This is a genomic window from Brachybacterium avium, from assembly GCF_002216795.1.
Classification (GTDB): Bacteria; Actinomycetota; Actinomycetes; order Actinomycetales; family Dermabacteraceae; genus Brachybacterium; species Brachybacterium avium.
Genome location: NZ_CP022316.1, coordinates 2,840,811 through 2,852,818 on the forward strand (window position 1 = coordinate 2,840,811; position 12,008 = coordinate 2,852,818).

Genomic DNA, 12,008 nt, shown 5'->3' on the forward strand with positions numbered 1-12,008 from the left:
GGGGCGTCGGACCAGCGGGCCGCAGCGGAGCGGTCAGGCCGGTCGACGAGGTCAGGCCGCGGCGACCTCGAGGGCGTTCTCGGCCGTGCTCTGCAGGAGCAGCTGGGCGTCCTCGCGGGAGACGGAGCGGGCGATGGCGATCTCGGAGGCCAGCGGGTCGATGGCCTGCTTGAGCAGGTTGCGCTCGGCGAGGCTGGACGGAGTGCCGCCCGAGTCGCGCACGATCGAACGGATGACCTCGATGCGATCGGTGAGGCGCCCCGTCTGCAGCTGCATCTGCAGGGACTTGATGCGGTGGGCCCAGGAGGCCTTCTTCTCCGGTGCCGGGATCGGCTCTCCGAGCTGAGCGATCAGCTCGACGATCTCGGACTCCTCGAGCAGGGCACGCAGCCCGACGATGTCCTTGCCGTCGGAGGGCACCGAGATCTGCATCTCGTCTCCGATGACCACCAGGTCGACGTACTCCCGCTCGGTGCCGCGCACCGTCCGGGTGCGCAGTGAGACGATCCGCACCGGCCCGTGGACGGGGTGGGTGAGCATGTCATCGATCTTCGGTGTGAAGCTGTCGACGGACGCAGTGGCGACGGGCAAGGGTTCCTCCTTCGTGGACCTGCGCGCCGGCGGTACCGCGGCCCTGGTGGGGTCGAGGCGGCTGCACAGGGCGCAGCGCGGACCCGGACAGAGTCCGGATCCACGGTGGTCTCGGAGCAGCTCGAGTGCCGCTCGACCTGCAGGAACAGGGTGGCGACACCTACGACGGCGCACCCCCATTCTCTCACGGATCTGACAACAATTCCAGAGCGTGACGTCTCCATGTGGATCACACCCGGATCCCGCGCCCCGGGTCGGGGTGGCGAGCGACGGAACCGGACCGATGGCCTGCACCATCCGCGCCCCGGATGCGGTTCCATGGAGGGATGCCCCGCACCGCAGCAGCCCCGTCCCCCGAGCATGAGCTCGTCCGCTTCGAGGACGTCGGAGTCGTCCGCGACGACAACGTGCTCCTGCTCGAGGCGACCGGCAGCGCGCGGGCGGGAGAGGCGCTGGCGCTCACCGGCGCCAACGGCTCCGGGAAGACGACCCTGCTGCGGGTGCTCGCCGGCCTGCTCGCCCCCACCGCAGGCACGGTGCGCATCGCCGGGCGGGCACCCGACGACCGCGATCGCCGCTTCCGCACCGCGCTCGGTGCCCTGATCGGGCCGCCGCAGACGGCTCGCGACCTCACCGTCTCCGAGCATCTGCGATTCATCGCCGCCACCTGGGGCGTGCCTGCCGCGGCCGCGGCCCGACGGGCCGAGGAGCTGCTCGAGGAACTCGGGATCGCGCCGCTGGGCCGCCGCTTCCCGCACGAGCTCTCCAGCGGCCAGACCCAGCTGGTCGCCCTCGCCCTCACCTTCGCCCGCCCGGCCCGGGTGCTGCTGCTGGACGAGCCCGAGCAGCGCCTGGATGCACAGCGCCTGGAGCTGGTGATCGGTGCCCTCCGTGCCCGTGTCGACGCGGGCGCCGCGATGGTGCTGGCCACCCACAGCCCACGACTGCTCGAGGCGCTCGGCGACATCCGCCTCCATCTGGAGGAGGCGTCGTGAGCGGTGACCTCTCCGCGGTGCGCGAGGTCTGGGCGGGGCGCAGCGGGGCCCGCACCGGCTCCGATGCGCTGTACCTGCTCTACATGGGGGCGCTGAGCGTGCTGGTCCTGGGAGTCCCAGCGCTGCGATCCGCAGGCGGTCTCCTGTCCCGGCCCGATGTGCTCCCGGCCCTGCAGCATCCCCTGGCTCCGCAGATCGCCGGCAGCGTCGCCCTCATCGCTGCGGCGGCCCTGGTGCTGCTCGGCGCCGTCCGCGGACCGGCTCTGATGGCACCGTTCTTCACCGCGACTCTGGCCTCGAGCGGGATCCGTCGGCGCACCGTGCTGCGGCGACCCTATCTGCGTGCCCTGCTGGTGCCCGTGCTCTCGATGTCCGTGATCGCCTCCCTGATCGCTGTGACGCTGAGCGCCGCCGGTGAGGGAACCGGGGGTGCTGCGGCGGTCTGGTTCGTCCTCGCGGCGACGGGCGCCGGCCTGCTGCTCGGTGCGGCATGGCTGGCGGGCGAGCTGCTGACGGCGAGGCCGCGCCGGCTCCTGGCGGGGGTGCTGCTGCTCGCGGCGGTCCTCTCCGCGCTGCTGCCCCCGGGCACGGGACTCGGTGGCGCCTATCCGTTGGCGGAGGCGCCTCACCGGCTCTGGGCACTGCTCGTGCTGGCAGCGGGGATCGCCGCCGCTGTGGCCGGAGTCGCCCTGCTCGACCGGCTGCGAGGCACGGTGCTGCGCGAGCAGTCGATGCGGTGGGAGTCGGTCGCCACCGTCGCCACCAGCGGAGACCTGGCCGGGGCCGCCGCAACATTCCGTCCTCCGCCGTCGGCCGGCCGTCGCCTGCGGGCCATCGGGCCGCGGCCGCTGGTGCTGCTGTACGCCCGCCGTGACGCGGTGGCTTGGCTGCGCAGCCCCGATCGGCTCGCCGTCGGCATCGTGGTGGCGCTGCTGGCTGCGGCCGCGCTGGCCGGCTCCAGCCAGCTCACCGGGCCGCTGGCCTGGTCAGCGGTGCTGCTGGGCGCGGTGGCGCTGTGGGGTGCGGGCTCCACCCTGGTCGAGGGGATCCGGCACGGGGTCCACACCCTCGGGGCTCCCCGGCTGTTCGGGCAGACCGTCGCGAGCCAGGTGCTGCTGCATGCCCTCGCCCCGGCGCTGCTGCTGACCGTGCTGGCCGCTCTGGGTGGAGGCGGCCTCGTGCTGGCGGGCGGCAGCGGCGAGGGCGCGGCGCAAGCGGTGATGCTGCCGGTCGCGCTGGCGCCGGTGCTGATCGCCGGGCAGGTGAGGGACGCGGCGAAGGGCCCGATGCCGCTGAAGCTGATGACCCCGATGCCCACCGCCCAGGGCGACGGCTCGGTCCTGGTGATGCTGGCCTGGCAGTCCGATGCCCTGCTGCTCGCGCTGCTCTCGGGAACGCTGCTGGCCGGTCTCGGAGCGCTCGGTCCCGTCTGGGTGCTGGGCGGTGCCGTGCTCCTGACCGCGCTGATGGCGCTGATGGCCCGGAGCCGGCTGCGGGCGCTGGGGAGCTGAGGCGCCGGGAGACTGCGCCCTCGGACCTGCTCAGCGGCGGGGGTGGGCGGCGATGACCTCGCCCAGGCGCCCGACGGCCGTCTCGATGACGGTGGGGGAGTGGGTGACGAAGCTCAGACGCATCGTGGAGCGGTCCGCGTGATCGGCGAAGAACGACCAGCCCGGCAGATAGGCGACCCCGGCGGCGACCGCCTCGGTGAGCATGAGCTGCGTGTCGTACCCCTCGCCGAGAGCGGCCCACAGGAACATCCCGCCCTCGGGGTGGGTGACATGCGCACCCTCGGGGAGCACCGGCGCGAGCGCGGTCGCCATCGCGTCGCGGCGCTCTCGGTAGACCGCGCTCACCCGCGCCACATGGGCATCCAGATCCGCGACCTCGAGGTACCTCGCGACCGTGAGCTGGTCCACCACCGAGGACTGCATGGAGATCGCGGCCTTCGCGACGGCGAGCGTATCCAGGATCGGGCCCTCCGCCCGCATCCAGCCGATCCGCACCCCCGGACTCATCAGCTTGCTCATCGAGTTCAGCAGGATCGTGCGCGCACCCATGCCCGGCAGCGCGGCGATCGGTGCCCAGGTGCTGCCCGAGAAGCTCAGCGCGCCGTAGGGATCGTCCTCGATCAGCGGCACGTCGGTGCGCTGCAGCACCTCGGCCACCGCCTGACGGCGCGCGACGGGCATGGTGCGCCCGGTGGGGTTCTGGAAGGTGGGGATCAGGTACACCATCCGCGGATGATGAACGCGGATCGCCTCCTCGAGGGCGGCGGGGATCACGCCGTCGTCATCGGTCCCCACCCCGATCACTCGGGCACCGTGGACGCTGAAGGCCTGCACCGCCGCAAGATAGGTGGGCGACTCCACCAGCACCACGTCACCGGGCTCGAGCAGCGCCTGCGCCACGACGAACAGCCCTTCCTGGGAACCGGAGGTGACCCGGATCTGGGAGGCGTCCGTGGGCAGGCTGCGGCAGAGCCGACGAGCAGCCTGCTCGCGCAGCTCCGCTTCGCCCTCGCTCACCCCGTACTGCAATGCGCGATGCCCCTGATGGCGCAGCACCCAGTCGTAGGCCGCGGTGACGTCCTCGAGCGCGAACAGCTCCGGATCCGGGATCCCCCGGCGAAGGAGACCACTCCGTCCAGCGCGGCGAGGGCGAAGATGTCCTTCAGCGGGGAGGACTCCATCCCCGAGTACCTCGCGGCGGTGGGGAAGCGGAAGGGCTGCGGTGCGGGGTCATGCGGAGCGGGCGCGGTCATGTGCCCATGGTGTCACGCGAGCAGGGCGCCCTCGAGGAGCAGCAGAGCCTGCTTCGTGTCGATCCCTCCGGCGTATCCGGTCAGCGCCCCGGTGCTGCCGACCACCCGGTGGCAGGGCACCACGATCGACAGCGGGTTCGAGCCCACCGCCGCACCGACGGCCTGGGCGGCGCGGGGCCGGTCCAGCGCCCGCGCGATCTGCCCGTAGGTGGTGGTGGTGCCGCGGGGGATCGTCAGGAGGTGGTCCCAGACCGCGTGCTGGAACTCCGTGCCTTCGGCGGCCAGCGGCAGCATGAACTCCTCGCGAGTGCCGGCGAGGTATTCCTGCAGCTGGCGCTCCGCGTCGTCGAGGACGGCATGGGCGCCGGTGGCGCTGGGACCAAGTCGCGACTCCTGCGGGAAGTGCTTCTGGTCCCGGCGCCAGACGCCGACGAGGCCGTCAGCACCTGCCGCCAGCACGTAGGAGCCCAGCCGGGTGTCGAGCAGACGGTGGGAACGGGCGGGGTCGACGGGCGGGGGAGTCATGAGCGGTCCTTCCTCAGGGTGCGCTGGTCTGCGGGCAGTGAGCCGCGGTGGTGCCACAGCTGCATCACCGCGTAGCTGCGCCAGGGCGAGGCGGCGCCGAGCACGTCGTCCAGGGCGGCGAAGTCCACGGCGAGGTCGAGGGCGCGCGCCACCGCGAGCAGCGCCACGTCCCGGGCGGGTGCCACGTCGACGGCCCGAGCGCCGCGCAGCAGGGCGTAGTCGGCGGTCCATGGGCCGATCCCGCGGATCGCCAGCAGCTGCGTGCGCAGCTCGGCCGCGGGGAGAGAGGGATCCGGAGGATCGGTGAGCGCGGTGGTCAGGGTGCGCCGCCGAGCGCCCGGGCCCCGGAACCATTCCTCGGCCCGGGCTCCTGCCTCGGCCGGGGAGATCGCGAGCCGGTGGATGTGCTCGGTGCGCAGCGCGGTCGGCAGCGCGGTCCCGGCGAGATCCGTGGCACCCTCGAGCAGGGCGCGGGCACGGGTGGTGCTGATCTGCTGGCCGACGATCGCCCACAGCAGCGCCTCGGCGAGGGTCGGCGTGCCGGGGATGCGCACCCCCGGCCGGGCCTCGACCAGGGGTGCCAGGGCCGGCATCGCCCGGCGCAGCCCGGCATCGATGCCGCGGGGGTCCGCGTCCAGGTCCAGCATCCGCCGGGTGGTGGCGACCGCCGCGGCATAGTCGCGCAGATCTGCCAGACGCACCGTCAGCGGCAGCGGCCCCGCCCGTGGTGCGAGGTCGACCTCCAGCACAGCGGGACCGTGGGGGAGGCGGACCGCTCGCTGCCAGAGCAGACCGTCGACGTGCTCGACACCGGGCAGCGCCCGGGCCGCGAACCAGTCCGCCAGCCCCTCCCCGTCGAAGGGGCGGCGCACAGCCAGCTCGGAGCGGACCAGCGCGGCACCGTCCGTCCCGTCGCCTCCCAGCTCCCCACCCGCCTGCCCGCCCGTCCCGGGCGGGTCTGCCGCCCCGCGTCGCAGAGCGGCGTGCTCACGGATCGTCGACGGCGCGCGACCGTAGATCCGGCTGACGGTCTCATGCAGCTGCCGCTCGCTGCCGAAACCGGCCGCCGTCGCGATATCGGCGATCGGCCAGGAGGTGGAGCGCAGCAGCTCATGGGCACGGCGGGCCCGGGCCATACGGGCGTGCGCGACCGCGCCGGTGCCGGTGCGGGCCACCAGGGACCGGTGCAGGGTCCGTTCGCTCACGTGCAGGGCAGCGGCGAGGCCGCTCACTGATGCGCTCCGGTCCGGGCCGGGGTCCAGCGCTCCGCCGTGGATGAGTGCGAGAGCCCGGAGGGCCAGCTGGTCCGCCGGACCGCCGCCGTCCTCTCCCGGTGGCGCCAGCGGTCCGCAGCGCTTGCAGGCCCGATAGCCGCGCTCGACCGCGGCGGCGGCGCTGGGGGCGAACTCGACCCGGTCCCGGCCGGGCGTGCGGGAGGGGCAGGAGGGGCGGCAGAAGATCGCGGTGGAGCGCACACAGGTGAAGAACATCCCGTCGAAGCGTGCGTCACGGGCACGGATCGCGGCGTAGCGCTCGTCGTCGTTCATCTCGGCCATGAGACCAGTGAACCGTGTCGCAGCCCCCGGCACCAGCGGGATTCGGACAGTGCGGTCCGGGATCGGGCCCGCTGCGCTCGAGGTTGCGCCGTTCGGGAAGCGGAGAAGCCGCGGCCCCCGGGGGCCGCGGCTTCTCCGCTCATCTGGAGCGGGCGACGGGAATCGAACCCGCGTAATCAGTTTGGAAGACTGAGGCTCTACCATTGAGCTACGCCCGCGTTGCGGCACCATTGAACCAGATCAGCGGCCTCGGGGCACATCCGCAGTGGTGCAGTCGACATGCATCTGCTCACAGCGTGCCGTCTCCACCCCCGCACCGCGCACGGGGAACGGGTAATATTCCGTGGGTTGCCCTCCGGGGTGTAGCTCAGCTTGGTAGAGCACCCGCTTTGGGAGCGGGAAGTCGCAGGTTCAAATCCTGTCACCCCGACTCCGCCACGGGTCGCCACCGGGCGAGCCCCGGGGCGCCGTGAGAAACGTCCATTCGATGTCCATCCTTAGGGAGACCTGACCAGTGAAGACCGAGTCCGAGAAGCTCAGCCCGACCCGGGTGAAGCTCACCGTCGAGGTGCCTTTCGACGAGCTCAAGCCGGCCGTGGAGGCCGCCACCAAGAAGATCGCCGATCAGGTGCAGATCCCGGGCTTCCGCAAGGGCAAGGTCCCCTCCAAGCTCGTCGAGCAGCGCTTCGGCCGCCCCGCGATCATGCAGGAGGCCGTCAACGACGCCCTGCCCGACTTCTACCAGCAGGCCGCCGCCGAGGCGGAGATCAAGCCCGTCGGCCGCCCCGAGGTCGAGGTCGCCGAGGTCCCCGGCCTGGACGGCTCCGAGGAGGGCAACCTCCTCTTCACCGTCGAGCAGGACGTGCGTCCCGAGATCGCGCTGCCCGAATTCTCGACCTACGAGGTCGAGATCGAGGAGCCCGAGGTCGATGAGGACGCCGTGGAGGTGCGCCTGACCGAGCTGCGCGAGCGCTTCGGCACGCTGGTGGGCGTGGAGCGTCCCGCCGCCGACGGCGATTTCGTCTCCCTCGACATGGTCGCGACCATCGAGGACGAGGAGATCGAGTCCGTCGAGGGCGTGTCCTACCAGATCGGTGAGGGCAACATGCTCGAGGGCCTCGACGAGGCGCTCATCGGCCTCTCCGCCGAGGAGACCACCACCTTCGAGTCCGAGCTCGCCGGCGGCGACCGTGCGGGCGAGAAGGCGCAGGTCAAGGTCACCGCGCAGTCCGTGAAGGTGCGCGAGCTGCCCGAGGCCGACGATGAGTTCGCCGAGATGGCGTCCGAGTTCGACACCATCGACGAGCTCAAGGACGACTTGAAGCAGCAGGCCGCGGCCGACGCCGAGGGCAATCGTGTGGCGCTGGCCCGCAACGCCCTGCTCGAGAAGCTCCTCGAGGAGCTCGAGATCCCCGTCCCCGAGCAGCTGGTGGAGGACGAGATTCTCTCCCACCTCGAGAACGAGGGCAAGGAGGCCGGCGACGAGCACGGCGAGGAGATCCGCGAGGACACCGAGAAGGCCGTCCGTGCGCAGTTCCTGCTCGACGAGATCAACGGGACCCGCGAGGTGCAGGTCGACCAGAGCGATCTGATGAACTACATGTCCCAGCTCTCGGCGCAGTACGGCATCGAGTCCAACCAGCTGCTGCAGATGCTGGCGCAGTCCGGTCAGCTCGAGCAGATCTTCTCCGAGGTCCAGCGCTCCAAGGCGCTCGACGTCGTCCTCGCGGACGTCATCGTGAAGAACGCCGCCGGTGACCTCCTCGACCTGGGCCTGAAGGCCGAGGGCGACGACGCCGAGGCGGAGGACGCGACGGCCGAGGACGAGCCCGCCGAGAAGGCGCCGGCGAAGAAGGCCCCCGCGAAGAAGAAGGCCCCGGCGAAGAAGGCCGCTGCCGCCGACGAGGCGGACGCCGCCGAGGAGAAGCCGAAGGCCAAGAAGGCCCCGGCCAAGAAGGCTCCGGCGAAGAAGGCTGCTGCCGAGGCGGATGCCGCCGAGGAGAAGCCGGCGAAGAAGGCTCCGGCCAAGAAGGCTCCTGCCAAGAAGACCCCGGCCAAGAAGGCCGAGTCCGACGAGGCGACCGAGAGCAAGTGAACCTCCGCCCTCTCGAGGGCGCAGCATGACGGCGGGTCGTCACCCTTCGGGGAGGCGGCCCGCCGTCGTCGGTGGAAGACTCGTCTCCCCGGACTGACGCTCCGCGGACCCGTCGCCGGAGGTTTCCATGGCAACATCGACCATCCCCACCGCAGGCAAGGTCACCTGGGGCTTCACCGCTTCGTTGGACGGCTTCCTCACCGGCCCCGATCACGACATGTCCTGGCTCGAGAGCGGCCCGAGGACGGATGGGGCCGTGGTCGCACGGCTCGCCGCGGCCGTCGGTGTCATCCTCTCGGGACGTCGTGGCTACGACGCCGCCCGGGCACAGGCAAGCGTGCGGGACGAGCTCACCGCCGAGGCCTACGGAGGCGCCTTCTCCGGGATCGAGATCGTGCTGACCCATCGGCCGGAGGAGCTCGCGGACGACCCCGCGGTCACCGCGCTGGATGTGAGCATCGTGGAGGCCGTGCGGCGGGCGAAGGAGCTCGCGGCCGGCAGGGACGTCCAGATCATCAGCGCAGACCTCGCCAGGCAGGCCCTGGAGCACGACCTCATCGATGAGCTGCAGATGTTCAGCGCCCCAGTGATGCTGGGGGACGGCACGCGCGTCTTCGACGTGCCCGGGGGGCGCCGTGTGCAGTGGGAGCCGGCCGGCCCCATTCCCGGAGCCGAGCTGGGCCTCGGCAGGATCTACCGCCCGCGTCGACCGGAGCGGGCATGAGAGCGGCCCGGCTCCCCCTGGGAGCCGGGCCGACCGGGAACGCTGAGGTGGCTCAGCGGTAGGACACGAAGCTGGGGTTGCCCCAGATGCCGCGCTCGACGACGCGCTGCTTGGAGCCGGAGGCGTCGATGATCTGGCCGTTGCCGGCGTAGATCGCGACGTGCCCGGGCCAGCTCACGATGTCACCGGGCTGGGCCTGGGACTGCGAGATCGAGCGGCCGCCGTTGGCGATCTGGCCGGAGGTGCGCGGGAGGTTGATGCCGGCGGCCTGATAGGCGTAGTTGACCAGGCCGGAGCAGTCCATGCCGCTGAGCGAGGAGCCGCCCCAGCTGTACCGGGTGCCGAGGGCGGAGCGGGCGGCGTTCACGATCGAGCTGCTCGAGCTCGAGGAGCTCGAGGAGGAGGTGGAGACCGAGGCACCGCCGGTGGAGACGCCGGCACCGTTGAGCGCGCCGCGGGTCTGCGGGCCGACGACACCGTCGACCAGGAGGCCGTTGGAGGACTGGTAGCTCTTCACCGCGGAGTGGGTGCGGGGGCCGAAGACGCCGTCGACGGAGAGGTTCGCACCGTGATCGTTGAGCGCGGACTGCAGATCCTGGACCGCACCGCCGCGGGAGCCCCAGCGGAGCTTCTGCGAGGAGTCGAGGACGGCCGCCGGGGCGACGATCGACGGCGCGGCGGGAGCGGCCTGGATCGCGGGGACACTCGCGGCCGGAGCCACCGGGGCTGCCGGGGCGGCGGGGGCGGCCTGCGCCGCACCACCGGTGAAAGCAGTTCCGAGGACGACGCCGCCGAGGACGGCTGCTCCGCCGAGGCCTCGCGCCGCGCGCTGCGCGTGGTGGGTCGGGAGCTGGGCGCGGCCGGCGAGGCGGTGAGTGTTGTTCTGAGCCATGATGTGCGGTTCGTTCCTTCCGGTCCCGGCCAGGGGCCGGGGATGTACTGCTGGATGCTCGGGGCCACAGGTGCCGTGGTCTGTGACCATCGATGTCGTGGCGATGTGACCACCGTAGGAGCAGGAGGTGCTGGAGGTCTGCGGGCTTGGCAGAGCCCGACCGTTGATTTTTGACGGTCTTTACGCATCGGGTTCCTCCGTGACCTGATCGCACCATGACTTGACGAAGCAGCGAGGGGTGACGCACACCGGCGGGCGCGACAGCGCATGGTGGACGCGAGGGTGGAGCGGCGCCGGAGGGGTCCGGCGCAGTGCGCCTGCGGCGAACAGGGCCCGTGCGGGGACCGCCCAGCGCCTAGAGTCGACCCATCAGCGAATTCCGGCATGAAGGAGACCCCGTGTCCTCGCAGAGCACTCAGACCTCCCCGCCCCGCAATGCGGCCGGCGACACCCCGATGGGACTGGACGACAACGTCTATCAGCGCCTGCTGCGCGAGCGCATCGTGTGGCTCGGCTCGGAGGTGCGCGATGAGAACGCCAACGCCATCTGCTCGAAGCTGCTGCTGCTCGCGGCGGAGGATCCCGACAAGGACATCTACCTCTACATCAACAGCCCCGGTGGTTCGATCACCGCCGGCATGGCCATCTACGACACCATGCAGTTCGTCAAGCCGGACGTGGTGACGGTCGGCATGGGCATGGCCGCGTCGATGGGGCAGTTCCTTCTCTCCTCCGGCACCAAGGGCAAGCGCTACGCCACCCCGCACACGCGGGTGCTGATGCACCAGCCGCTGGGCGGCCTGGGCGGCACCGCCACGGACATCAAGATCCAGGCGGAGCTGATCCTGTCCATGAAGCGCACCCTCGCGGAGCTGATCGCGGAGCAGACCGACAAGAGCGTCGAGCAGATCACCGCCGACTCCGACCGTGACAAGTGGTTCACCGCCACCGAGGCGCTCGAGTACGGCTTCATCGACAAGATCGTCAGCGGCTCCGGTGATGTCACCGGCGGTGGCGGCACCGCCGAGTGACCGCCCCGGCATTCACCGACCGCCCTTCACGCAAGGAGACCCTGTGACCTTCGATCCCCGCACCCTCGGCGCGCTGCCGACCGCCCAGGCGGGCCGCCTGGCCCCGATGCCCAGCTCGCGCTACGTGCTCCCGCAGTACGAGGAGCGCACCGCCTACGGCATGAAGCGCCAGGACCCCTACACCAAGCTGTTCGAGGACCGCATCATCTTCCTGGGCGTCCAGGTCGACGACGCCTCGGCCGACGATGTCATGGCCCAGCTGCTGGTCCTGGAGTCCCAGGACCCGGACCGCGACATCACCCTCTACATCAACAGCCCCGGCGGCTCCTTCACCGCGCTGACCGCCATCTACGACACGATGCAGTACATCAAGCCCGAGGTCACCACCGTGTGCCTCGGCCAGGCCGCCTCGGCCGCCGCGGTGCTGCTGGCCGCCGGCGCGCCGGGGAAGCGGCTCGCGCTGCCCAATGCCCGGATCCTCATCCACCAGCCGGCCATGGGCGGCGAGGGCGGTGGCGGCCAGGCCTCCGACCTGGAGATCCAGGCGAACGAGATCATGCGCATGCGCGAATGGCTCGAGGAGACGCTGGCATTCCACTCCGGTCGCACCAAGGAGCAGGTCAGCAAGGAGATCGAGCGCGACAACATCCTCACCGCGAAGTCCGCGCTCGAGTACGGGATGATCGATCAGGTGCTGGAGTCCCGCAAGGCTCCTGCCGCCCAGATCTCGAAGTGACCCGGTGCCGCTGCGGGCAGGCCCGGAGCCTGTCCGCAGCGGCGCGGTCGTACCCCGTCCTCGCCGGTGCGCGACATCATCGACGCGGACGGTCGCCCG

The 12,008-nt window shown here is 71.6% G+C and carries 12 protein-coding genes and 2 tRNA genes; 7 read left to right on the top strand and 7 right to left on the bottom strand.

What is annotated here, in order from left to right; all coding sequences use genetic code 11:
- Positions 1-51 precede the first annotated feature (51 nt).
- Entirely contained in the window at positions 52-591 is a 540-nt protein-coding gene (locus tag CFK39_RS12730; protein ID WP_089065769.1) for a CarD family transcriptional regulator, read from the bottom strand.
- Positions 592-917: 326 nt separating this feature from the next.
- Between CFK39_RS12730 and CFK39_RS12735 the strand changes: the two genes are divergently transcribed.
- Together CFK39_RS12735 and CFK39_RS12740 are read left to right on the top strand one after the other, a co-directional pair.
- A complete protein-coding gene (locus CFK39_RS12735; protein ID WP_245822615.1) occupies positions 918-1,586 on the top strand; it encodes an ABC transporter ATP-binding protein in 669 nt (222 codons plus the stop codon).
- On the top strand, positions 1,583-3,097 hold the full coding sequence (locus CFK39_RS12740) for a hypothetical protein (protein ID WP_089065771.1): 1,515 nt from the start codon (positions 1,583-1,585) through the stop codon (positions 3,095-3,097). The genes CFK39_RS12735 and CFK39_RS12740 overlap by 4 nt, the downstream gene beginning before the upstream one ends.
- A gap of 30 nt (positions 3,098-3,127) precedes the next feature.
- Here CFK39_RS12740 and CFK39_RS12745 read toward each other — a convergent pair whose 3' ends face one another.
- From CFK39_RS12745 to CFK39_RS12760, 5 genes are all read right to left on the bottom strand, one after another.
- A complete protein-coding gene (locus CFK39_RS12745; protein ID WP_245822617.1) occupies positions 3,128-4,114 on the bottom strand; it encodes an aminotransferase-like domain-containing protein in 987 nt (328 codons plus the stop codon).
- Positions 4,111-4,350, bottom strand: a complete 240-nt coding sequence (locus CFK39_RS16985; RefSeq protein WP_245822619.1) for a hypothetical protein — start codon at positions 4,348-4,350, stop codon at positions 4,111-4,113. Before CFK39_RS16985 ends, CFK39_RS12745 begins: the two co-directional genes overlap by 4 nt.
- Before the next feature lie 12 nt (positions 4,351-4,362).
- Entirely contained in the window at positions 4,363-4,875 is a 513-nt protein-coding gene (locus CFK39_RS12750; RefSeq protein ID WP_089065772.1) for a methylated-DNA--[protein]-cysteine S-methyltransferase, read from the bottom strand.
- Complete coding sequence (locus tag CFK39_RS12755; protein WP_089065773.1) at positions 4,872-6,431, bottom strand: AlkA N-terminal domain-containing protein; 1,560 nt, start codon at positions 6,429-6,431, stop codon at positions 4,872-4,874. Before CFK39_RS12755 ends, CFK39_RS12750 begins: the two co-directional genes overlap by 4 nt.
- A 144-nt stretch (positions 6,432-6,575) precedes the next feature.
- Positions 6,576-6,649 (bottom strand) — tRNA-Gly (locus tag CFK39_RS12760).
- 138 nt (positions 6,650-6,787) lie between these two features.
- On the opposite strand from CFK39_RS12760, the gene CFK39_RS12765 reads away from it, so the two are divergent.
- The 3 genes from CFK39_RS12765 (at position 6,788) to CFK39_RS12775 (ending at position 9,250) form a co-directional block, all read left to right on the top strand.
- Positions 6,788-6,861 (top strand) — tRNA-Pro (locus tag CFK39_RS12765).
- Positions 6,862-6,945: 84 nt separating this feature from the next.
- A complete protein-coding gene (gene tig / locus CFK39_RS12770) occupies positions 6,946-8,526 on the top strand; it encodes a trigger factor (protein WP_089065774.1) in 1,581 nt (526 codons plus the stop codon).
- Positions 8,527-8,653: 127 nt separating this feature from the next.
- Positions 8,654-9,250, top strand: coding sequence for a dihydrofolate reductase family protein (locus tag CFK39_RS12775; protein ID WP_089065775.1), 597 nt, complete (start codon positions 8,654-8,656; stop codon positions 9,248-9,250).
- A 52-nt stretch (positions 9,251-9,302) separates the two neighbouring features.
- Here the strand turns inward: CFK39_RS12775 and CFK39_RS12780 are convergent, their stop codons facing one another.
- Positions 9,303-10,142 carry a C40 family peptidase gene (locus CFK39_RS12780; RefSeq protein WP_089065776.1) on the bottom strand — a complete coding sequence of 280 codons (840 nt, stop codon included), beginning with the start codon at positions 10,140-10,142 and terminating at the stop codon, positions 9,303-9,305.
- A gap of 455 nt (positions 10,143-10,597) precedes the next feature.
- On the opposite strand from CFK39_RS12780, the gene CFK39_RS12785 reads away from it, so the two are divergent.
- Positions 10,598-11,173, top strand: coding sequence for an ATP-dependent Clp protease proteolytic subunit (locus tag CFK39_RS12785; protein ID WP_172805707.1), 576 nt, complete (start codon positions 10,598-10,600; stop codon positions 11,171-11,173).
- A gap of 43 nt (positions 11,174-11,216) precedes the next feature.
- Positions 11,217-11,909, top strand: coding sequence for an ATP-dependent Clp protease proteolytic subunit (locus CFK39_RS12790; protein WP_089065778.1), 693 nt, complete (start codon positions 11,217-11,219; stop codon positions 11,907-11,909).
- Positions 11,910-12,008: the final 99 nt, after the last annotated feature.

Excerpts from the sequence above, each read along its gene's own strand:
- CFK39_RS12735 (WP_245822615.1), top strand. The coding sequence starts at position 918 with ATGCCCCGCACCGCAGCAGCCCCGTCCCCCGAGCATGAGCTCGTCCGC.
- CFK39_RS16985 (WP_245822619.1), bottom strand. The coding sequence starts at position 4,350 with ATGACCGCGCCCGCTCCGCATGACCCCGCACCGCAGCCCTTCCGCTTC.
- CFK39_RS12750 (WP_089065772.1), bottom strand. The coding sequence starts at position 4,875 with ATGACTCCCCCGCCCGTCGACCCCGCCCGTTCCCACCGTCTGCTCGAC.
- CFK39_RS12755 (WP_089065773.1), bottom strand. The coding sequence starts at position 6,431 with ATGGCCGAGATGAACGACGACGAGCGCTACGCCGCGATCCGTGCCCGT.
- CFK39_RS12775 (WP_089065775.1), top strand. The coding sequence starts at position 8,654 with ATGGCAACATCGACCATCCCCACCGCAGGCAAGGTCACCTGGGGCTTC.
- CFK39_RS12780 (WP_089065776.1), bottom strand. The coding sequence starts at position 10,142 with ATGGCTCAGAACAACACTCACCGCCTCGCCGGCCGCGCCCAGCTCCCG.
- CFK39_RS12785 (WP_172805707.1), top strand. The coding sequence starts at position 10,598 with ATGGGACTGGACGACAACGTCTATCAGCGCCTGCTGCGCGAGCGCATC.